This window comes from Chitinophaga sp. ARDCPP14 (assembly GCF_051362515.1).
In the GTDB taxonomy this organism is placed as follows: Bacteria; Bacteroidota; Bacteroidia; order Chitinophagales; family Chitinophagaceae; genus Chitinophaga.
Map to the genome: position 1 here is coordinate 483,294 of NZ_JBKIXB010000006.1, position 22,755 is coordinate 506,048.

Sequence of the window (22,755 nt, forward strand, 5' to 3'; positions counted from 1 at the left end):
TAACTTATTAAAAATTATAGCCAAGTCTTAATTTAATGGGGTCTGTATGTGGAATGTGCTGACTATATAGAAAATCAAAGAGGACCATCATGTTACCTTTCAACTTGCTGTTGATCCTGTATTTCTTACTGATTCCGGCTAAACCACTCTGCGTCCACTTCTGGCCAGCACCGTCTGGTAAGCCGGAGTAATTGGGCTGATAATTCTGCTCATAGCCTCCATTTAGGAAAAAGGTTCCCTTCAGTTTCCAGTCGATAAAGGAACGCAGGCCCATACCCTGGCCTGAAAAACGAATATTATCGGAACTTGTGCCCATGCCCAGTTTGTATGAAAGGCCCAGTCCTGCGCTTCCATTTTTATGAAACTTATAGGCTGCCTGGCCTGCAAGGTCACCGGTAGTAGGAAAATATCTATTACTCCGTTGAAACTGAACATTGCTCCCAAATTCCAGTCTTTGAAAGAAACGTGTAGTTTTCATTTCACTTGGTTTAAAATCCGGCATTTCGTCGGCACTATTTAATGCGGGAAATTTATTCTTAAGGTCGTCCATCTTTGACCGTGCAGCATCCATTTGTTGGCTCAACATGCCCACCGCATTTGGTCCGCCTGCCGAAACACGATTCTGTAAAAGTGTTTCAACCTGGCTTCGGGTTTGCAGGCCTGCAACAGATCCAGCAGAAGTGGCACTTCCAAAATTGAATAAGGAGGCTAATTGGGAATTTTTCGCCAGGAAATCCTGGTAAGCAGGAATTTTCCGGATCAGTTCAATTGCTTTTGCTTCTGCCTTCCGTTTATCCTTTAACGCCTCGGTAATTCCTTTAACCTGTTTGCTGTAATAATATGCTTGTCGTTTAAGGTGTTTAAGATTGTCAGCAAATGCAACATTATCTCCAAGGCGGTCCAACAGTAGTTTTTTCCTTTCCTGTATGTAATTCTTAATTTTCTCGCTGTACTCAAGCTTTCCGATTAGTTGGTTGATATTATCTGAACCTGAGTTTATACCTCCTGCTTTATTGTGCAGATCTCGGGTGTTGAGACTTTTGTTTTTAAGAAAGGCAAATGTAGTATTCAGCGTATCAAGATAGCTGTTATATTCAATCTTGGAAATTGAACCAGATATCCTTCCGCTCATTAAGCTAGAGAAATGCCTCATGGAATCTACCGATGTGGAAAACATTGACTTTGCGGCAGAAGAGTCTGATTTGTACAGTCTATTCTTAATCTGTTGCTCCTGGACTATCCATTTACGCAAAGCCTTGTCGGATGTACGGACTAATTGGTTTTGGCTTCTGGTTACTTTCTTGTTGATGTGAGATATGGCTTTACCTGTAATGTTCAATTCAGAAGTATCTTGAGCAATGCAGGTCTTCGCAGATAATATTACCAGAACAAAGGTTAGGGGAACTAAGAGTTTCATGCGATTTAGGGAATTGTATGACAATGGTAAATTAATTAAATAAATGCCAGTTTACGTATGCCCGACACCGTAAGAATTAAAGATTCAGTATAAATACTGCCTACATTTCACACGTATAGATACGTCAAATAGAATATTATGTTATACAACAATATTAACATTTGAAATTGTCAATCGGGCTGCTCGCCACCCCACTTTTCTTAAGGGAATTGCAATGCTTTAGTTTAGCAAATGGGAAAGAAATGCGAATTACGTTTTAGTAAATCAAATGCACTGGAAGAAATTTTTAGCTCGTGTTAGGAGCCTTAGAACTTGTCCTCTATATCGCATGGGGTTAGAAATACACAATTATCCTATACCATTACTTTTGATACTCTAGGATTACGGAATCACGAGCTATGACGCTATGCTTTGATTACAAATGAACTTCACTCAAACGCAGTGTATTTGCGTGGCGAATTTTTGTAAGTGAATAATGGGATGGCAAATAGGTTCATTACTAATATTATTTTTAAGTCTGCTAAACTTGAATTCACTTTATCATTAGCACTTTTCTTTTAAACTGCACAAACTGATAGTCCACAGCATCATCCTGAGCAGAAGCTAGGAACACTTTTTAAAACCAATGATAAAAGTTTTGTGGTCTTGCTAATACCGTTTTAATACTATCATAAAAGGAGGTTTAGTTAACTTTCGGCGCACTAATCTTAGTGTTTTAAAAAAATGTAAGAGACCGTAAGCAGTGTTTTGATAGCACCGAACGGTCTCTTGTTGCTCTTGTTTAGTTGTATACGATTGGGTTTAGTTATGGCAGATCATTTTTATCGACGGGTCTTTAGGCTATTTTGATACAACATAGTTTATTCGATACGACAACGATGGTGTCTCGACCGTACATGATTGCTCCGCTTCTTCCGTCTGGTAGTCAACTGTTTCAGCAGACAGCCGGTTCTCAGGCTCAATCGTTTTGTTAGAAAGAGACTTATGGCGGGCAATAATTTCCTCCATGCTTACTTCCAGTAGCTTTACTGTAGTCGGTTGCTGCTGGTCGAGTCTCGCTTGCAAAATCGTCATGTCCTCTTTCACTTTTGCTGCAACAATTTTGGCATAAACCTGGGTGGTCGAAATTTTTGCGTGGCCCATCATTTTGCTTACACTTTCGATGGGTACATTCTTAGCGAGTGTAATGTAGGTAGCAAACATGTGACGGGCATCATGAAAACGGAGTGGTCTGCTATAGCAGCGTGCAGTACTTATTATCTTTAGTTCAGTATTGAGCTTTGAATTAGATATATAAGGAAACAACGCTTCCCGTTCGATAGACCTTTCATCTTCCCAATACTTTTTAATAATAGCAAGCGGTTGATGTAAGAGGGGCACTAGAAAGTAATTCTCGGATTTCAGGCGCTGGTTACTGATCCAGCGCTGGCCATCCAGACCCACGACCAGGTCAATTGGTTTTAGCGCCATAAGGTCACCATATGAAACACCTGTATAGACTGCGAAAATGAAAAAGTCGCGTACCATTTGCTGCACCGGGTCATTGAGCTTGCAAGTTTCCAGGTCCAGTAATTCAAATTCAGTAATGTATTTACGCACATATTTTTTCTTTGGCGCCCGGTATTTCTCGACACGGTTAACAGCGAGCTTTCCACTTTGCTGCGCCCAATTTACCATCCGTTTTACGCGCTCGATATGTTTTGCCAAACCATTTTGACCTGCAGGGCGATGGGGAATGAGTGGGTTTTCACGAATATAGGTTTTAAAGCCGGCCATAAAAGCGTGGTCCATTTTTGACACACGTATATCGTTTGCGGCGTATTGATCGGTGACATATGCACTAATGTAGCGGTAGGTAGTGACATAGTTTTTCCAGCTTCCCCATTCCATGTCTGGTTTTTGGTCTTTTTCGTATTCGCTCATTAAAATTTTAAGGGTGTAAGCTGCTTCTGGTTGGTTGATGCCGGTATATCTGTTTTTTACTGCATCGGCGTTCAGCACATCGCCTTCTCGCTCAATTTCTTTATAGGCCTTCAAAACTAAGCCGGCTTCTGTTTCCAGCTCCGTATTGAGCTGTCTCATTTCATCGGTGATCAGTTTCGGTCGGCCTTTTCTACTGTTCCATAGTTTTAAATCTACTGAATACTTTAAGGATACTTCCCTGACTACTTTGTTGACGGTTAACTTCAAATAAAGGGGAGCCACCCCATCTTTGCCTTTCTCGGCTCGGGCCTTAAAAGAAACGGCGAGTGTGTTTGGCCTTTCCATGTCATTTCATTTTTTAGTGTTTTAAAATCATACAGCACTTTTCTGGCACACAGGGACACTTGAAAAATGAATCCACTGGTCTAAAATGGTATCATTTGATATCAATTGGAAAACAATTAGTTAATTGATATTCAAATAGTTAAGTCCATTCTGGGAACCGAAAATAAGGTATCGTCAGTTCCTGACCAAGTTCACCACTTAGTTCCTCAACGAGTTGACATGAATTGATATAAAATGGGCTAAATGTTTTTTTTAGTCTTTGCAGATTTAATTGGTCTACAAAGAATAAAATGAAAAACACCTAGTACATCTATGATCGCAAGATGCTTTCTGGTTAAGGATTTGCGGGGAACTGCCTTAGTTTAAACTGGCGATAAATGAATTGAACAACATGACTTGGAGAGATACTATTTTGACGGCTTATATGACTTGAAATACGTTGAAATAATTATTCGTAAATCAAATCCCGCTGAAAGTGGGCGACTGTAGAGGGTTTGCGCCGATAATGGCGGTCGGTTCACTACTTAGTTCCCGCGGAAATAGCCCCTGTTTTTAAGCAAAAAAGCATGAAATTCAATGCTTTGAACTTCATGCTTTGACTCCGTTGGTCGGGATGACTGGATTCGAACCAGCGGCCTCTTCGTCCCGAACGAAGCGCGCTACCGGGCTGCGCTACATCCCGATGGGAAGGCCTAAATTAAAAATATTTCCCTATCCAACAAATTTTCATACAAAAATTCTCCTGAACATCGCGGCATACATATGCCCCGACCCATACAGGGAAGGTCTTTCGTTCAACTTCACCGCAACTGTAAATCCTGCCCGATGAAACAATGCTTTTAAAGTCTGAAATGGCACGGGGTAGGGTACCCAGGGATTGGCCTTTGCCGTTTCATATTCCACTATCAGGAATACACCGTCTTCCTGCAGGTGTGCACTTATTTTATCGATAAAGGCCGGTTTGCCGGGTACATAGTGCAGGGAATTGGCCATTAAGATGCCGTCCAGCCCTGATAGGGGTAAATCATCTTTCAAAAAATCCAGTTGCCCCGGTTGGATGGTAACATGGCGCGGATTGGGCTGGCTGGACAAAGACGGGGGTGTTTTATCCCAGGCATAAATAGTACTGCCTGTTTCCAGCAGATTAGCCAGGGCATAGGTAAATAACCCTGATCCGCATCCAAGATCCGCCCAAACCATTTGAGTCCTGGCAGTAACCGGGGGATGTTTTATCAGCGCAATAGCATCTCTTATATCCATAGCTCATAAAGGTACAAGGAAGGAACCAGGTTCGTAAATCCCATACTAAACCCTAAGTTAAAACAAGGATAAGCCGTATTTGATAGGTACGGCTTATCTATGGCTTATCTCCAAATGGAACCGGCCACAGCCTCCCTTACCAGTTACCTTTTTTCTAAACTATTGTCCCGTTCATTTTACCCCTCCCTTTATTTTAATCCCTATTTTTGCGGCTGATAATGAAAAATAAAACAGGCATGAAGGCTTATATAGGATTATTTTTAATAACTGCACTCGCCGCCTGCGCTGGCAATACCGGCCATGAAAGCCAGCATCAGGGCGACTCTGCAATGGCCGTGGCCCCCGGGGAAATGCAATACGACACCGCGCTGGTGGCTAACCGGAGAGACCCCGTGTGCAGAATGCCCATCAAGGCAGGGATTTACGACACCGCCCATTACCAGGGTGCTGTTCTCGGATTTTGCTCCTCCGCCTGCAAAGACAGCTTCCTGTTAAAACCCGCAGCTTACACCCTTGTCATGAAATAATGAAGAAGATACTCCTGATCACTTTACTGGTAGCCGGATGTGCATCGCCGGCGAAAAAGCTGCCCATACTGGGTGAGCCGGGGGTAACAGCGCGTCAGGATAACGGGAAAACAGTATACGACACCACGTACCCCGTTGTTCCGCCTTTTTCGTTTAGGGACCAGGACAGCCTCCCGGTAAATGAACAGTCATTTGAAGGGAAGATCTATGTGGCGGATTTTATCTTTTTATCCTGCCCGAACATATGCCCGAAGATGACCGTGGAGATGAAGAAGGTGTATAACACCTTTAAAGCAAACGACGGCATTTTTTTCCTGTCACACACCATTGACCCGGAAGACGATTCCATTCCCCGGCTGAAAGCATATGCCGCCAGCCTGGAAGTAACCAGCCCCAAATGGCGGTTTGTTACCGGTAGCCAGGATACCATTTACCGCCTCGCTGAAAAAGGATATTTTTCTACGGCGTATAAAGACAGCTCTGCCCCCGGGGGCTATGTGCACAGCGGCGGACTGCTGCTGGTGGATAAAGCCCGGCACATACGCGGGGTATATAACGGTACTGACCCACGGGAAACAACCCGGCTGATAAACGATATTAACATCTTACTAAAAGAAAATTGAAGAAAATACTATCCATATGGCTTCTGTGTATCGTGCTTTTACAAAGCACCGGTAACTGCTGGATAGTAGCCGCATTTTATCTTAACAGGAACTATATCGCCTCCGAACTTTGTATTAACCGGTTCGACCTCATCCCGGTTTGTAAAGGCGCCTGCTTCCTGGACAGGAAAATAAAAGAAAACGATAAACCCGAAAATACGGTCAATACACGCCTGAAAGAAATTATCCTGTTTTGCCAGCAGTATGATCCTGCCCCGGCAAAACCTGTTTCTACTGAAAGCCTTATTACCTTTCGTGGCTATAAGTCGCCGTATTCCCCGCAAAGCCTCATCAGGCAGGTATTCCGGCCTCCCGCTGCTACAGCGTAATTTCTCCTGTTACGTTCACATCATTAAGCTACTACATGAGTATGAAATCCAGCGAAATAGCTGTGTTATCTGCTGACATGTTTGACACCGGTAATGATTTTTTCTGGATAGGCAGCCTCGGATGTATACCCGATAAGTACCCTTTGCTGGAACAGCCCCACAGGCAAATGTTCTACATGCTGCTGTGCATTGAAAGCGCACAGGGCACGGCGGTAATTGACGGCGCTGTTATCCGGCTGGATCATCCGAAAATCATTTGTGTAAAACCTGGCAGCATATGCAGCATACATATCAACCGTGCCGCCCGCGGTAACGTTATTTGCTTTACAGAAAGTTTTTTCTCCCTGAGATATAACAATAATGTACTGCTCAACTTTTCTTTCCTGAATAAGGAAAGCATTCACGAAATATGCCTGGAAGAAAACAAAACAGCAGAGTGGAACCAGATCACCCGGTTTATGCACCAGGAATTTTACGGCCGGCATAAAGGCGCCGCTAATGTGCTGCGGTCGTATCTGAATATCCTGCTTTGTAACCTCGACCGCCACTTCAATCCCCCCACGGGGATAGAGCGGAAGCACAACAAAGAAGAAAAAATGCGTCAGTTCAAGCTGCTGCTCGAAGAGCATTTCGTGCAACATAAAACGCCTTCTTTTTATGCGGGGCAATTAAATATCACGACCAACTACCTGAATAAACTGTGCAGGGAATATAATGGGCTGTCCAGCGGAGAGCTGATCCGCAAAAGGATTACGCTGGAAGCCCAGCGCCTGCTGCATTACACCGGGTTGTCGGTGGCCGAAGTAGCCAAGGAACTTGCATTTGAAAGCGCTTCTTATTTCGTGACCTTCTTTGGTAAAAATGCCGGCATGACGCCCGAAAGCTTCAGGAAAAGTCACCGGTAATTTATTGAAGCTCCTCGGGCAGCCACGAAGGATAGCTGCTGACGGACTTCTTGGCTGCTTCCGTAACAGGCACCTGCCACTTGTCAAAAAAGAGGGAAAGATCTTTTTGCGTGGCGGTGCTGATACACCTAAACCAGTAATCCCTTTTATCTGCTTCTGATACCGGGTATTGCGCGGCAGGTAAAGCGCGGTATTTTTTGAAGACGTCAGCAATAGGCTGCCACCCGAAATGTTCAATTATTTCGATGTACATTTTTAAAGCGAGAAACGGATCTTCGCGGAATTTATCAAAACCGGGCTGCCCTTTCATATAGCTCTTTACAGCATCGATAACCGCCTGCCTGCTGGCTATGTTTTCATGATTATAAAGCCCTTTATGCAGCACCTGGTCATATACATACATGGTGTACAGGTTTACCGTTACCTCACCAAGGCCATCGAAATCAATGCCCCAGAACTGGTGACGATGGCCCAGTTCATGAAAATGTCCCCAGGAGCCTTTTGCCCGCAGCTGCGCTTCATCCAGCATCAGGGCGCAACTTTCATCATCGGGCGCCATAATTTTATGTGGCGCCGTATACATATAACCAAAGGCTACCTGTTGATCGATGATAATCCTTTCCGGGTGAATCCTGTCGGCCGAAATAGCTGCCAGCCGGGCATCGGCATCCATCACTTCATCCCAGAATTTCATCAGCTTTTCAGGGTCGTCCAGTTTACGGATGCGATACGAAGGAACAGTAAGCACAATTTTATCAGTAGCCAGTTCGGCCCACGGCCCCGGGTAGTTGCGGATGGTATGTTGCCAGTCGGCTAAACTGGTAACGCCCAATTTGAAGTACGGACTTTTAACCGCCCCGTTTACCTGTATATGAAGTGTTTTCAGTGAAGTGGTGTCGGGCACTTTGATCATCAACAGCCCTCCAAACGGGGAAAAGATGGTGGTCGCCGGTTGGTCGAGTTCAAACGTTTTTGTGAGGTCATCAGTATGACGCACATAATAATCCATATGGCTTAGGTTGTCCTCATGCACGCCTATCTGTGCTTTCAGCTGTTGTGGAATGCAGTCGGGGGAAATGGTAATCGTCACCGTATCGCCCGCTGCCACGTATAAACCGGTGCTGTGCCACCGGTAAAACACACCATCGGGTTCCAACAACCCCTGGGCGCCTGCCTTTATAGGTATAGCTACCGGCTCATTCACTCTCGGAGCCGTTTTACTCACTTCCCCGGGAAACAGGCTGCTGGCAGGATGGATGTACCCTGTGTCGGTATGCCCTTGCTGGTGTTGTGTGGCCAGGTAATTTTGAACATTGTAGATGAACCGGTTTTTTACATCAGTTTTCCAGAGCGGGTGTGTGGGAGATGGAATGACGGGCGCCTGCCGGTTTGCAAACGTTGACCTGATTTTATTTGATATAGCAGTGGTATCGGGATTATTAAATAAATAGTTGGCTATGGTGCTGGCGTAGCTGTCGGCGTCAGCAGCGGCGGGTATAAACAGCGTATCTTTAAATGCGGCCATTAACGAAGAAATGTGCACATAGGGAGGAATGGAGCGGATCGTTAATCCCTCTTTTCTATCTTCCGGTTTTAGCGTGGCGGTTACGTGATACATCCCGGCTTTCCTGAAAAGCTGGTTTAAGCCCATTTCAAAATAACTGGTTTTTTGCTGGCTTAAAATGTCAGTAGCGGGAGAACCAAATATCAAGGCGCCTCCTTTTCTTACAAATGCTTCCAGGTTATTTCTTTTAACGGTATCGGTAACATCCTGTGTAAGGATAATAATGCCGGCGGCAGGTGCAATGTTAACGGTATCAGTGATGGTGTTGTATTTTTTCAGGAAATGTAAGAACGGTGGAAGATCGCTGTTACCGCCCCATACCTGTACGCTGCCGCTTTTGTTGCCTGCCCATGCGATAGCATTGCGCAGCAGTTGCTGTACGTTCCTGTCATCTAACAGGGGCTTTTTAAAATATTTGTCGGACCCTATAATCAGTATCCTGCCTTTATCCAGCCGGGAGGCCATGATAACAGGCAGGTGCTGCTTTGTATCTTTTTCGGTTGCGGTGGCAATAATGGTGGGTTTTTCATTTAGGGGGATGGTGAAAGTGGCATTATCCGGCGCCGGCGGCATCGCTATCTGTTGAACATGATCCAGCAGGCGTTGCTGGTCGCCCGATTGTGCGGATAACGAATGATGGGAGAGAAGAATGCCGCTAAAAATCAGGCAGATAGCAGTCTTTCCGGCAACAGTGTTGATTGATGTCATGAATTAACAGGGATGGGTTTAATGATACGCTGGTCTGCCAATTTAATAAGAATAAAAACAGCCGCAGAGATCTTCCTTTGCTTGATAGGATTAACCTTATTCCGGGGCAATGTGTATGATTATTGCAGTCCTGTACTCAAACAACCCTATTATGAGAAGAGCTTACAAAAAAGCAGATCTCCCGGTAGCGGAGATCCGCAGATTCCTGGAACCCGGTCCGATTGTGCTGGTCAGTTCCCGCTGGAAAAACAACACCAACATCATGACCATGGGGTGGCATACGGTGATGGAGTTTTCCCCTTCGCTGGTGGGATGCATGATCACGGCGGAGAACCACAGTTATGAGATGATCCGGAAAAGCGGGGAGTGCGTGATCAATATTCCTACGGTGAACCTGGTAGAGGAGATCGTTGGGATCGGAAATAGTACCGGCGCCCATTTGGATAAGTTCCGGAAATTCGATCTCACGGAGGAAACGGGAAACATCGTGAAAGCGCCGCTGATAAAGGAATGTTATGCCAACTACGAATGTAAGGTAGCCGATACCCAATTGCTGAAAGGATACAATTTCTTTATCCTGGAAGTGGTGAGCGCCCGCGCGGCTGTTTATCCGAAATATCCGAAAACGGTGCATTACAGGGGAGGGGGCATCTTTATGGTGTCAGGAAAACACATTAACTTGAGAGCGAAATTTAAGAACCAGAATCTATAGTATGCTCACTACCGTTATCCAACACATTTTACTGATCTTTTTTATTTTGTTGCTGGTGATGATTGCGCAGAAATTGAAAATTGCGTACCCGATCATCCTTGTGGTGGGTGGACTGTGCCTCAGCATGCTGCGGCTTTTCCCTACCATTGAAATTAACCCGGAGCTGATCCTGCTCATTTTCCTGCCGCCACTGTTATATGAAGCGGCGTGGTATACTTCGTGGAAGGAGCTTTGGCGATGGCGGCGGGTGATCTCTATTTTTGCTTTTTTAATCGTGATTGTTACTTCCGGTGTGGTCGCCGTGGTATCCCATGCGTTGATCCCGGGATTTTCACTGGCACTGGGATTTGTGCTGGGCGGCATTGTATCCCCGCCAGACGCGGTATCTGCCACTACCATCCTGAAATATGTGAAGGTGCCCAAAAGGATCTCTGCGATCCTGGAAGGGGAAAGCCTGATGAACGATGCGTCGAGTTTGATTGTATTCAGCTTTGCCAAAACGGCCGTGATCAGCGGGGTGTTTGTGTTGCATGAAGCGGCAGCGAGCTTTGTGGTGGCCATTGTGATGGGTATTGCCATTGGTTTGCTGGTGGCGTTGATATATTATGCCATTCACCGCTGGCTGCCTACCGGTACGGAAATGGATGTGATCCTGACCCTGACGGCGCCCTATGTAATGTACATCACAGCGGAATATTTCCACGGGTCAGGTGTACTGGCGGTGGTGAGCGGGGGATTGTTCCTCTCTTCCCGGAGCCAGCATATACTCAGTTACCGGAGCCGGTTGCATGGCGCCAATGTATGGGCTACGATTGGATTTATGCTGAACGGGCTGGTGTTTATGCTGATCGGGCTGGAACTGCCGGTAATCATTAAGGAACTGGGTACGGTAAGTCTTTGGGATGCCATAAAATACGGTGTAATTATCACCGGCGTGTTGGTGGTAACCCGCCTGCTTTGTACGATGGGCGCCTCCGTGTTCACGGTATTTATCAGCAGGTATATCACCACGGCCGACAGCCGGCCGGGTTGGAAAGGTCCGGTTATTATCGGCTGGGCGGGCATGAGGGGAGTGGTATCACTCGCCGCGGCGTTGTCGATCCCAGTGTATATGGATAATGGCGCGCTTTTCCCTCAGCGCAACCTGATCCTGTTTATCACTTTTACGGTGATCCTGCTTACGCTGGTGGCGCAGGGGCTCACCCTGCCGCTGGTGATCAGATGGGTAAATATGGAAGATCCCGATAAACAAATCCCTGCAGAAGAGCAGGAGCGGATTATCCGCGACCGGCTACTGGAAGGAAGCATCCGCTTCCTGGATACCCAATATCCGGAAGAGGTAAAGGCAAATCCGGCGCTGAAGCAGCTGCGGGAAGACCTGGAGCTTCGCAAAACCGTGTCCATGCACAATAAGATTGAAGGATTGGACCACCTGTTATATAAGAAAGTTTATGTGAAGATGCTGGATCACCAGCGCCAGGTATTGCACGAACTAAACAAGGACCCGGCTACAGCGCACGAGCTGATCCGGAAATATCATGAGCTGGTGGATATTGAAGAGGAGATCCTGAGAATGAAATATGAACCTGCTTCCTGAACCTGGGGGCATAAAATAACAACAGGGTGCTTCCGGTATTGCTCCGGAGGCGCCCTCTCATTGCCGGTTAACGTTATATTGCCCGGTATTTACTTCACATGAACGCTGATCACTTTGGCCAGGTCAAACATGGAGATCTGCTTCTTCCCGCCAAATAATTTATTCAGTTTATCATCTGCGTTGATCATGCGTTTGTTGGCAGTATCCTGCAGATTGTGCTTCTTAATATAATCCCATACTTTTTTTACGATCTCCGTTCTTGGCAATGGGGTGGTACCAATAACAGCGGCCAGTTCTGCAGAGGGTGCGAGTGGTTTTTTAAGCCCGGAACCGGCAGATGCGCCTGCTGCTTTTTTGGCGGCAGCTGGTTTGGTGGCGGCTGGCTTGGCTGCAGCAGCCTTTTTAGCAGGCGCTTTTGCTGCAGGTGCTTTTGCCGCAGGTGCCTTTGTTGCTGCTTTCTTTGCCGGTGCTTTTGCAGCAGCCGCTTTCTTGCCGGTAGTACTTTTGTTTGCCATTTTTCTGGTTTTAAGATGATATGATGCAGTCCCTGGAGGACATACGCCCCCTAACATCAACACATATGCCAGTTTGCCTGGAAAACGCATTATTCACCATATCAATTTCCCGCCGGCATTGGATCCGGAGCAGCGGGTTATGAGGCAATTGCAGGTCTTTAGCAATACAGGCCTGCTTTTATAGCACTTAATTGTATCTTTCCACCATGAAAAGGAGTGATTACCTGCGGCAGGGAAAATCTGAAAATTACCAGGATGCCGAAGAGAAAGGGTTATTAAAGGCGGGCGAAGTGGCCGCCTTGCTGTCGAAGAAATTCAACACCAAAATATCCGCAAAGGAACTGAGCGTATTTTCCACAGAATGGCACCACGCCGGTGTTTTCAAGGGCGCACGGAATGGCAGGTTGATCGGGCGCAAAGTTTATTTCTTTTCGGCCACCGATATCAGCCACATCTCCCTGGATGCTATACTCGCCAACAGGAATAAGGCGGCTGAAAAACCACTGCCGGACAATAGCCCCGTTCAGGGCTGGTATCCGCAGTTTTTTCGTATGACCGACCCCGTTACCCGCCGGACTTTCCCCAAGCCCTTTATCGGCATTTACAAAGGGCCGGCCTCCAAAGCGCCAAAGGGTTTCAGGGCATTGCCCGATGACGCATTTGCGGCAGCCGAAAAGCAGCGGGGAAAGGAACTGAAGCCAGGAGAGGAGCCCCGGTTTTAACCGCCACTGCATACAGATTCCGGCTTTTTTACTTAACTTAATTAAAGTAAATAAATCATCCACTACATGAAAAGCTTGACTACTTTGCCACTTATTTCCCGGTATACCGCAGAGCAACCCCGCTTTACCTTACTGGATTCCGTTGCCAACAGGATTTCCCTGATCGTGTTCTGCAGCATTTTCAGCTTCCTGTTCATGTATATCTTCCTGCCTTTTAATATCAATATGTGGTACGAAGGACAACCGCTATCCCTGATGGCATTGTTCCTCATTTTTACCTTATGTGGAGTGGTAGTGCTGACCATCACACAGTTTGGCCTGGCCAGGTTAAAATGGCGGCGTAAGCTCACCAATGCCACCTACCTCTGCTGGTTCCTGGGCGAAATTGTGGGCGTAGCCGTTATGGTTACCATCGTGGATGTAACCCTCACGGATACATTTTTCCTTACCTGGGCCGAATTTATCAATACCCTTCGTTATATCGCCCTTATTTTACCGCTGCCTTACTGCATTTCGCTGCTCTGGTTTTTTACCAGGGAGAAAATGGCCCAACTCAAAAGCCTGGAAAAAGAACAGGTGGTCAAAGCCGGTGATCCCTGTATCCTGATCCGTGACGAACATGACAAACCCGTGCTCACCCTGCACCCTGGCAAGTTACTGCTCATGAAAGCAGAAGATAATTATGTGCAGGTATTTTACCTCTCCGGAAATACCATCAGCAAGGAACTCGTCAGAACATCCCTGAAAAAACTGGAGTCGTACCTGTCGCCCGATAATTTTGTGCGTGCACATCGCTCTTACCTGGTGAATATCTCCAAAGTGGTTCTTTTTAAGAAAAACACAAAAGGACATTACCTGGAACTGGAGGGTCTCAGTGATATCAGTGTACCGGTATCGGCTACCTGTTTAACGGCTTTCCAGGAAAGATTCGCCCCCGTGCCCTGATTTTTACCCCCAATAGCCCCGGTTTCGCCCCAAAGTCAATGGTACCAATGCGTTCCGTCCGCGTATTTTGGTAATATCGCTATGCCACAAGGCGATAAATTAAACAACCAAGCCATCTAAATCCCACCTGCCGATGTTAAGATCCATTATCATAAGTATGGTTTGCCTGTTTGGGGCGCGCCTTACGGTTAATGCACAGATTGTGATTTCGGGCAACGTTCGCAACAGCGTTACCCAGGAAGTAGTGCCCGTTGTTTCAGTAACCATGAAGGAAGCACAGAACGGGGACTATACCAACGACCAGGGAAACTTTAAATTCTCTACCCGGAAAAATTATCCTGTTACCCTTATACTGTCATCGGTAGGCTTTGAAACAAAAGAAATCATCATTTCCGGTCCCGGATTTCAGCGCATTGAGCTGTCGCCCGCATCGGTACTGGGCAAAGAAGTGGTGGTTTCTGCCAGCCGGTTTGTACAAAAGAAAATAGAATCCCCGGTTACCATTGAAAGGATCAGCAGCAAAGATATCATCAACTCCCCGCAGCCCAGCTACTATAACATGCTGCAGGGCCTCAAAGGAGTAGACGTTACCACCTCCAGCCTCCTGTTCACCACCGTTACCACCCGCGGCTTCAATACCAGCGGCAATACCAACTTCACCCAGATAGTAGACGGTATGGATAACCAGGCCCCCGGCCTCAACTTCCCCATCGGCGCTATTATTGGTCTTACGGAGCTGGACGTGGACAACCTCGAAGTGCTGTCCGGCGCCTCGTCTGCATTGTACGGCTCCCGCGGCCTCAACGGCACTATGGTAATGACCGGCAAAGACCCGTTCAAATACCAGGGGCTCAGCGCACAGATCACACAAGGCGTGAACCACGTGAAAAAAGGAAAGGCCAATGATCCGCTGGGGCCATCGCCTTACTACGACTGGACCGTGCGCTGGGGCAAAAAAGTAAACGACAAGTTCGCGTTTAAAATAAATGTGCAATACACCCAGGCGAAAGACTGGATGGCCAACGATACCACTAATGCCAATGGTCCCGGTGGCCCGCAGCAGGATCCTAACTATAACGGTGTAAATATTTACGGGAGCAAAACATCCGTAGACATTAACCCCTTCCTGGAAGGAGCCCTGGCGCAGGTGCCGGAACTGGAACCTATCATTTCGCCCATGCTGGCGGAAGGCAGGCATATGGTAGCCCGCACCGGCTACCCGGAATACGGCTACCTGAGCAGCGACGCCAAAATGTTCAAAGCCAATGTGGAACTGCGCTATAAGATCAAACCGAAGCTGGAAGCCATTCTGTCGGGTACCTTCGGACAAGGCAACGCGGTATACAGCAATGATACCCGCTACGCACTCACCAACTTCCACCTGGGACAATACCGCGCCGAATTAAAAGCGGAGCACTGGTTTGTGAGAGCCTACACTTCCCGCGAAAATTCTGGTCGTACTATTATAGCCATGCCCACGGCGCAGCTGATCAACGAAGCCTGGAAGCCCAGCTACGACGGTAATACCGGCGATGGCTGGTACCCGCAATATACCAGCGCATTGCTGGAAGCTATGTCGCAGGGTAAAAGTTATATTGATGCCAGCAACCTGGCCAGGGCATTCGCCGACCAGGGCCGGCCCGACGCCGGCAGCACACAGTTCCTGCACCTGAAAGACAGTATCTCCAACATTCCCACCTCCAAAGGGGGGACCCTGTTTACCGATAAAAGCCGCCTCTTTAATGCAGAAACCCAGTATAATTTTACACACCTGGTAAAATTTGCGGAGCTGATTGCCGGGTTAAACTACCGCCTGTACCGGCTCGACTCCAAAGGCACGCTGTTCCCGGATAACGAAGGACCTATTGATGTAGCGGAATACAGTGCTTACGCTCATCTTACCAAAAAAGTGATCCGCGAAAAACTGAGCCTGGCTGCTGCTTTCCGGTATGATAAAAATACGTTGTTCGCCAAACCGCGTATTACCACCAGGGTATCTGCGGTACTGGAAGTGAACAAGGAAAGTTTCATCCGTTTTTCTTACCAGAATGCGTATAGCTTCCCTTCCAATATCCAGTCGCTCCAAAGCACCCCGATCGATTACAACAGCTTCGCCTCCGGCGGGTCCGACAGGCTGCTCAACGGCGTATACCAGTTTAATAAATACCCGGCCTATACGCTGGAAAGCGTGGATTCATTCCAGCGCACAAAGAATCCCGCCGACCTGAAACAGTTTGCTTTGAATGATATCAAACCGCAGTCCGTAGATGCGTTCGAGTTAGGTTACTCGTCCCTCATCGCCGGCAGGGTGCTGATAGACGTGCTGGGTTATTATTCTACCTGGAAAAATTTCATTGGCTATGTAAATGTGGCCAATACCCCCGGTACGGCAGATCCCAACGCCTTCCTGGATCACAGCACTTATATCCAGTATAATATTGCGTATAACGGCGCGGAAAAGGTAAATACCTATGGCTACGCCGCCAGCGTGAGCGTGGACTTATCACATCACTTCCTGGCAAAGGTGAATTTCTCGTCCGATTTCCTGAAAAACAGGAACAACAGCCAGGTGAATAATTTTAACACGCCCAACTATAAATTCAACATCGATTTTGGAAATACCGGCTTTGGTAAGAAGGAAAAATTCTCATTTAATACTACCTTCCGTTACAGACCGGCCTATTTCTACCAGATTGGTTTTGGCAGCGGTACGGTACCCGCCTCGGCAGTCATTGATGCACAGGTGAGTTACCGGCTCCTGCAGGCGCATTCCACGATTAAACTGGGTGGGGTAAATCTCACCAATACCTATTACAGAAATGGCTTCGGCAGCCCGGCCATCGGTGGTATGTACTACGTCACCTTCGCTTACAATGTTTTCTGATTTATTTAAAATAAATATTTCCAAGTATGAAACGATATCCTATCTGTTTGTTATTGATTGCCCTGCTGGCAGCCTGCCAGGGTCCGGAAGTTCAGGAGAAGAGCGGTTATAGCACCCGGCTTCAGTTTGGTCCCGGTGAGGAAACAAAAATTGCGGAAGCCTTTCTGTCGCTGACAGACAGCAGCAGTATCACCTTAAAAGAAGGGACTTATAAGTTTGATAACCTCAGTATCGCCCAGGTAAATCATATCCTGATCCAGGGCGCCGGTCCGGATAAAACGATCTTCGACTTTTCGGCCCAAAGCCAGGGTGGGGAAGGCATCCGGGTAACCGATGTAAAAGGATTTACCATCGACGGCCTTACCCTGCGCGACTCCAAAGGAGACCTGATCAAGATCAATAAAAGCGAGAAAGTGGTAGTCACCAATGTGCATGCGATCTGGTCGGTATCCGATTCCACCAGCGGCGGGTATGCCATTTACCCGGTGATGTGTAAAAATGTGCTGGTGGAAAACTGCTATGCCCAGGGCGCTTCCGATGCCGGCATCTACGTAGGGCAAACCGACAGCGCCATCGTGCGTAAATGCAAAGCCTTTAAAAATGTGGCCGGCTGCGAAATAGAAAATACTTCCAATGCACAGGTATATGATAATGAGTTTTGGGGCAATACTGCCGGCTTCCTCATTTTTGACCTGCCCGACCTGTCGAAGCGCGGTGGCTTTGTAAAGGCATACAACAACTACATGCACGACAATAACGAAAAGAATTTTGCCAAATCCGGCAGCTTCGGTTCCACCTGGGGCGTGGGCAATGCTGCTCCCGGCAGTGGCGTGGTGATCCTCGCCGCATCTGATATAGAGCTGTACAACAATCGCATCATCAATAATAACTCCAGCGCTATTTCAGTGGTATCAGGATTTTTTATTGATGAAAAAGCCGGTTCAAAAATCAACGATCACTATTTCCCGATCCCCCGCAATGTGCATATACATGATAACATTATGGAAGTGGGCGCCGCTTTTCCGCCGGCAGTATACGAGCATCATACCGGGAAAATTCTGGTGGGTATAGAACAGAAATTAAATGCAGATGATCCGGCGCGTAAAAATGCCCGCCTGCCTTTCATTACCTACGATGGTATTACCACCAACATCCTCACAAAAGGTACAGCGGTGAATCCCGATTCGCTTTGTATACAGCAAAAGGGTCCCAACTTATTTGTAAATGTGGATGCCATGAACATGATGTCGAAAAACTGGAAGCCCAGTACCGATGTTACGCCTTATGTATGTAAATAGTGTTTTTATTAAATTTTTTAAGGGAGATGAGGAAGTCTTGTTTATTTGTGATGTGTTTAATTTTATGGATCGCCGCCACGCAGAGTTGTCAGCAACGGCCGTCGCCTGCTGCAACAGCCGGTCCGTTCCAGTTTAAACAAAAATTATCTGAGTATGGATTTTTTACCGGTGCACTCAAGGCATTACAGCCGCGTAAAGGCATCGTGAATTATGAACTGGCTACACCGTTGTTCACCGACTACGCCGTAAAAGACCGCTTTATTGTATTGCCGGAAGGAAAAACGATGGGCTACACCGGTCACGGTTCCCTGGATTTTCCGGATTCCACTTTTATCATTAAAAACTTTGCATACACCAATCCGGCGCATGAAAAGATCATGATAGAAACGCGCCTGCTGTTTAAAGATCCGGCAGACCGGCAATGGAAAGTGATGAACTACCTGTGGAATAAGGATCAGCAGGATGCAGAGAAATGGATACTGGGAAAAAAGATTCCCATCACCTTCCTGGACGACAACTGGCGTGAGCAGTCCACCCTGTACCAGATGCCCAACACCAATGACTGTAAACGTTGCCATATTAATAACAGCGTGCTTACGCCTATTGGTCCTAAAGCGCGCAATCTTAACTTTGTGCGTCATGGGCAAACGCAGAACCAGTTACAGCAATGGGCCAGCAATGGCTTGCTGACGGGAATGCCTTCCCTGGAAAAAGTGCCACGGCTGCCCGATTGGAAAGACAGTATTCACTACACCGCGAATGAACGCGCGCGTGCTTATCTTGATGTCAACTGTGCGCACTGCCACACCAAAGGCGGCGATGCGTTTAATACCGGCTTATTCCTGGAATACGAACAAACTGCCCCGGACCATCTCGGCATAATGAAGTCGCCCGTTTCGGCGGGTGGCGGCGCCGGCGGACTGGATTATGACGTGATTCCCGGCGACCCGCTGCACTCCATCCTGGCTTACCGTATGAACAGTGTGGAACCGGGTACGGCTATGCCGGAGCTGGCGCGCACGGTGGTGCATACAGAGGGCGTGGCGTTGATCCGGCAGTGGATTGCGGCAATGAAATAACGCACGCGGATGTTGTCTTACTCAGGATTACGCTGATTTTACTGATTAGTTTGATTTTTACTTTTGGATTTTATAAAGGATTTGGGGAGATAGAAGCGAACTTGGTCTTTCTCGCTGATTACGCTGATTTTACTGATTTTACTTTTTGAAAAATATTGGGGAGATATAAGCGGAATATGTTTGCTTATATCTCCCCAAAATCATTATAAAAATCCAAAAAATCCAAAAAAGTAAAATCAGTAAAATCAGCGTAATCCTGAGTAAGACAAAATCCGCGAAGGCCGAAGGCCTTCTATTTGCACGCTCCTTCCACCAATGGGATGTTGTCGAATTTCAGCGCTTCGTTCTGGCTGTTGAACACGGGGAGGCCCTGGTGGTCGATGCTGTCGGGTAGTGCTTCGTATGCTTCGTGGTCGGAGATTTTGAAGATCACCTGGCGGGAGCTTTCCACGCCTTCGCTGAAGAAAACGTATTTTCCGCGGACGATGCCATTGCTGATAAGGCCGTTGAAGTCGCCGGTATTTTTATCTTTTTCAAAGTAATTATATACCAGGGTGCCGGTAGCCACGCTGTCGTGCATGGTTAACCGGAGCTGGATGGTATCCCTGCCGAGGACCTTTTCGAAGCAATGGTTGGATTTTTCTTTTTCCACCACGGGTGGCAATGAATCTTTGGCAGCGTTGGTTTGCTGCTGCTGGCCTTGTTGTTGGCAGGATGCAAAGATGCCTGCACCAAGCGCCAGTAATATGTAAGGTGTTTTCATATATTGAAAGTAAGAAAAATGAGGCAAATGAAGGAAAGAGGGGCCTTTTAATTCCACGGAAAAAATTGTAATTATGTGGCGCCATAGCCAAATGTGGCGATATATCTTACTAACAATGAAAAAAAGAGAATCCTTTCTGGCCGCTATGATTTGTTTGCTGGCGGTTGTCACTTCCTGTAAAAGCAGTGTTGCCCTGGCGGGAAATCATCCCGATACCGCTGTTACGGTGGCGACCTGTAATCAATGTATGGTGATAGCGGAGCAGTCGCAGCACCGGATTATAATCGCAGCAATGCCTTCCGGTGAGGTGATCTGGGAATGGAAGCCGGAAAACTCCAATGTGCAGCCGGCGCATGTAAAATGGTTCAGCAATCCCAGCGACGCCAAAATGGTGTATAACAATGAATATGTGTTAATGAATGCCTCTGGCGGCGGTGTGGCGCTGATCAGGGTGGCGGATAAGAAAACGGTTTTTTATGCCTATGCAGGCGGTAATACCCATTCCTCCGAGTTATTGCCCGATGGCAATATTGTGAGCGCTTCCAGTACCGGCAACTACCTGATGGTGTTTAAAACAGATACCGTTCATTTCCCCGATAACGTATATACGAAAAAGATACCCATTGATTTCGGGCATAATGTGGTGTGGGATGCGGGCCAGCAAAGATTGTGGTCGGCCGCCAGGGCTCATATGCATTCATTCAGGTATAACTTCAACTGCAACGCGCCGGATTTGGTGCAGGATACCGTTTTTTCCCTGCCGGGAACGGAGGCACATGATCTCTTTCCGGTATATGGTGAAAATAATCTATGGCTGACGAATACCACCAACGTATATAAATTTGATGTTATTACACAAAAGCTGACGAAGGCCGATGTGTTGCAGGACAATATTAAAAGCGTTTCTTCCGCCGGGAAGGGCCTTCCCACCATTGCGATCCGGCCAAAGGAATCGTGGTGGACGGATGAGGTGCTCGACGCCAAAGGGAAGCGGCTGTTTATCCATAAAGGCTGGAAGATCTACAAAGCCAGGTGGGTAGTACGCAATGCGTTCAGCTATCCGGTGGGCGATCCGATGCATTTGTGCAGGTAAAACCCGTTAATCTTCGTACTTTTGCGGCAATGCAAAAAGAAAAATACTCATTAGGTAATATTCTTACCAATTTAAAGATCGATTCACTCAATGAAATGCAGCAGGCATCAGTGGACGCAAACAAGCATCACAATGATGTTATCCTGTTATCGGCTACCGGTTCCGGTAAAACGCTGGCATTCCTGCTGCCTATCCTGGAAAATCTCGATCCTGCCAATAAAAACACCCAGGCCCTGATTGTGGTGCCGTCCCGTGAGCTGGCCTTACAGATAGAGAAAGTGTTCAAGCTGATGGGCACCGGCTATAAGATCACCGCCTGCTATGGCGGACACCTGAGGGAAACAGAAGAGAACAACCTGATACAGCCACCAGCAGTGATAGTAGGTACCCCCGGCCGACTGGGAGACCACATCCGCAGGGAAAATATCACTACGGCAGCTATTGAAACGCTGGTACTCGACGAATTTGATAAAACCCTGGAACTGGGATTCCAGGAGGAAGTGTCTTTCATTATTGAATCGCTTCCCAATATCAAAAAACGGATACTGACTTCCGCTACAGAATCAGTGGACATCCCTGATTTCCTGGCGCTGGACAAACCGGAAAAGCTGGACTTCCTCCCGGAAGAAGGCACGCCTGCTGCCCGTTTAACAATCAAGGAAGTGCTGTCGCCGGAAAATGACAAGGTAGAAACCCTTTTCCGTCTTATCTGCTACCTGGGCAACCGCTCTACCATTGTGTTCTGCAATCACCGCGAAGCGGTGGAGCGCACCAGTAAAATGCTGTCTGAAAAAAGTATTATCAATACCTTCTATCATGGCGCTATGGAGCAGCAGGAACGGGATGCCGCCCTCTGCAAGTTCCGCAATGGGTCTGTAAATGTGTTGGTAACCACCGACCTGGCAGCCCGCGGTCTTGATATTCCGAATATCCGTTATATCGTGCATTTCCATCTGCCACATACAGAAGACAGCTGGACGCACCGCAACGGCCGTACTGCCAGAATGGAAGCCAGTGGTACCGCCATCCTCATCCTGTCACCCGATGAAAAACGGATGCCTTACCTCGCGGATGAAGTGGTAGAAGACATTGAACTGCCCGCTACCTCCACCATCCCGGACAAACCGAAATGGACGACTATTTTTATTGCCGCCGGCAAAAAACATAAAGTGAATAAAGTGGATATCGTGGGATTCCTGTCTAAACAGGCGCATTTGAAGAAAGAAGATATCGGTTTAATTGAAGTGAAAGACTTCTTCTCCTTTGTAGCAGTGGTGAAATCGAAAGTGCAGAATACGCTGGAGATGATTAAAAATGAGAAGATCAAGAATAAGAAAGTGAAGATTGATATAGCGAGATAGGGATATAAGTAATTTAAAGAGAAGCTGTCTCATAAATAAATGAGGCAGCTTTTTCATTTTAGGCTTTAAGGATGGTTTTATCCACAATTTGCAGTTGAAAAAAAGGGAAGTTGTAAGTGTTTACGCACCAGAAGTTATTGTGTAAA

At 47.1% G+C, this 22,755-nt stretch carries 19 protein-coding genes and 1 tRNA gene; 13 read left to right on the forward strand and 7 right to left on the reverse strand.

Translation table 11 applies throughout. The annotated features are described in order from the left end of the window. Positions 1-7: 7 nt before the first annotated feature. The 4 genes from ACLHR0_RS19370 to ACLHR0_RS19385 all read right to left on the reverse strand — a co-directional run bounded on the left by ACLHR0_RS19370 (position 8) and on the right by ACLHR0_RS19385 (position 4,945). Positions 8-1,417: a hypothetical protein gene (locus tag ACLHR0_RS19370; RefSeq protein WP_436488825.1), complete on the reverse strand. Its 1,410-nt coding sequence runs from the start codon at positions 1,415-1,417 to the stop codon at positions 8-10. An 840-nt stretch (positions 1,418-2,257) separates the two neighbouring features. Then, entirely contained in the window at positions 2,258-3,685 is a 1,428-nt protein-coding gene (locus ACLHR0_RS19375) for a tyrosine-type recombinase/integrase (RefSeq protein WP_436488827.1), read from the reverse strand. A 605-nt stretch (positions 3,686-4,290) separates the two neighbouring features. Next, positions 4,291-4,367, reverse strand: a tRNA-Pro gene (locus ACLHR0_RS19380). A 44-nt stretch (positions 4,368-4,411) separates the two neighbouring features. Further along, entirely contained in the window at positions 4,412-4,945 is a 534-nt protein-coding gene (locus ACLHR0_RS19385; RefSeq protein ID WP_436488829.1) for a class I SAM-dependent methyltransferase, read from the reverse strand. 236 nt (positions 4,946-5,181) lie between these two features. Here ACLHR0_RS19385 and ACLHR0_RS19390 point away from each other — a divergent pair, with 236 nt between their 5' ends. From ACLHR0_RS19390 to ACLHR0_RS19405, 4 genes are read left to right on the forward strand one after another with little or no spacing between them, the layout of a single operon-like run. Then, complete coding sequence (locus tag ACLHR0_RS19390) at positions 5,182-5,472, forward strand: YHS domain-containing protein (RefSeq protein WP_436488830.1); 291 nt, start codon at positions 5,182-5,184, stop codon at positions 5,470-5,472. Continuing rightward, a complete protein-coding gene (locus tag ACLHR0_RS19395; protein ID WP_436488831.1) occupies positions 5,472-6,095 on the forward strand; it encodes an SCO family protein in 624 nt (207 codons plus the stop codon). The genes ACLHR0_RS19390 and ACLHR0_RS19395 overlap by 1 nt, the downstream gene beginning before the upstream one ends. Next, positions 6,092-6,463, forward strand: a complete 372-nt coding sequence (locus ACLHR0_RS19400; RefSeq protein ID WP_436488833.1) for a hypothetical protein — start codon at positions 6,092-6,094, stop codon at positions 6,461-6,463. Before ACLHR0_RS19395 ends, ACLHR0_RS19400 begins: the two co-directional genes overlap by 4 nt. Before the next feature lie 35 nt (positions 6,464-6,498). Next, positions 6,499-7,368 carry an AraC family transcriptional regulator gene (locus ACLHR0_RS19405; protein WP_436488835.1) on the forward strand — a complete coding sequence of 290 codons (870 nt, stop codon included), beginning with the start codon at positions 6,499-6,501 and terminating at the stop codon, positions 7,366-7,368. 1 nt (position 7,369) lies between these two features. On the opposite strand, the gene ACLHR0_RS19410 is transcribed toward ACLHR0_RS19405, so the two are convergent. Beyond that, complete coding sequence (locus tag ACLHR0_RS19410) at positions 7,370-9,640, reverse strand: M60 family metallopeptidase (RefSeq protein ID WP_436488837.1); 2,271 nt, start codon at positions 9,638-9,640, stop codon at positions 7,370-7,372. Positions 9,641-9,791: 151 nt separating this feature from the next. Here ACLHR0_RS19410 and ACLHR0_RS19415 point away from each other — a divergent pair, with 151 nt between their 5' ends. Then, a complete protein-coding gene (locus tag ACLHR0_RS19415) occupies positions 9,792-10,352 on the forward strand; it encodes a flavin reductase family protein (RefSeq protein WP_436488839.1) in 561 nt (186 codons plus the stop codon). Position 10,353: 1 nt separating this feature from the next. Next, positions 10,354-11,949, forward strand: a complete 1,596-nt coding sequence (locus tag ACLHR0_RS19420; RefSeq protein ID WP_436488841.1) for a Na+/H+ antiporter — start codon at positions 10,354-10,356, stop codon at positions 11,947-11,949. 89 nt (positions 11,950-12,038) lie between these two features. Here the strand turns inward: ACLHR0_RS19420 and ACLHR0_RS19425 are convergent, their stop codons facing one another. Continuing rightward, on the reverse strand, positions 12,039-12,464 hold the full coding sequence (locus ACLHR0_RS19425) for an SWIB/MDM2 domain-containing protein (protein WP_370911853.1): 426 nt from the start codon (positions 12,462-12,464) through the stop codon (positions 12,039-12,041). Positions 12,465-12,670: 206 nt separating this feature from the next. On the opposite strand from ACLHR0_RS19425, the gene ACLHR0_RS19430 reads away from it, so the two are divergent. The 5 genes from ACLHR0_RS19430 (at position 12,671) to ACLHR0_RS19450 (ending at position 19,392) form a co-directional block, all read left to right on the forward strand. Then, entirely contained in the window at positions 12,671-13,186 is a 516-nt protein-coding gene (locus ACLHR0_RS19430; protein WP_436488844.1) for a hypothetical protein, read from the forward strand. 66 nt (positions 13,187-13,252) lie between these two features. After that, on the forward strand, positions 13,253-14,131 hold the full coding sequence (locus tag ACLHR0_RS19435) for a LytTR family DNA-binding domain-containing protein (RefSeq protein WP_436488846.1): 879 nt from the start codon (positions 13,253-13,255) through the stop codon (positions 14,129-14,131). 133 nt (positions 14,132-14,264) lie between these two features. Further along, on the forward strand, positions 14,265-17,015 hold the full coding sequence (locus tag ACLHR0_RS19440; RefSeq protein ID WP_436488848.1) for a TonB-dependent receptor: 2,751 nt from the start codon (positions 14,265-14,267) through the stop codon (positions 17,013-17,015). 26 nt (positions 17,016-17,041) lie between these two features. Beyond that, entirely contained in the window at positions 17,042-18,313 is a 1,272-nt protein-coding gene (locus ACLHR0_RS19445; protein WP_436488850.1) for a parallel beta-helix domain-containing protein, read from the forward strand. A gap of 26 nt (positions 18,314-18,339) precedes the next feature. Continuing rightward, complete coding sequence (locus ACLHR0_RS19450) at positions 18,340-19,392, forward strand: SO2930 family diheme c-type cytochrome (protein ID WP_436488852.1); 1,053 nt, start codon at positions 18,340-18,342, stop codon at positions 19,390-19,392. A 292-nt stretch (positions 19,393-19,684) separates the two neighbouring features. Here ACLHR0_RS19450 and ACLHR0_RS19455 read toward each other — a convergent pair whose 3' ends face one another. Further along, on the reverse strand, positions 19,685-20,155 hold the full coding sequence (locus ACLHR0_RS19455; RefSeq protein WP_370911859.1) for a hypothetical protein: 471 nt from the start codon (positions 20,153-20,155) through the stop codon (positions 19,685-19,687). A gap of 115 nt (positions 20,156-20,270) precedes the next feature. Between ACLHR0_RS19455 and ACLHR0_RS19460 the strand changes: the two genes are divergently transcribed. After that, positions 20,271-21,248, forward strand: a complete 978-nt coding sequence (locus tag ACLHR0_RS19460) for a DUF6528 family protein (RefSeq protein WP_436488855.1) — start codon at positions 20,271-20,273, stop codon at positions 21,246-21,248. A 29-nt stretch (positions 21,249-21,277) separates the two neighbouring features. Continuing rightward, on the forward strand, positions 21,278-22,609 hold the full coding sequence (locus tag ACLHR0_RS19465; RefSeq protein WP_429046545.1) for a DEAD/DEAH box helicase: 1,332 nt from the start codon (positions 21,278-21,280) through the stop codon (positions 22,607-22,609). The last annotated feature ends 146 nt before the right edge of the window (positions 22,610-22,755 follow it).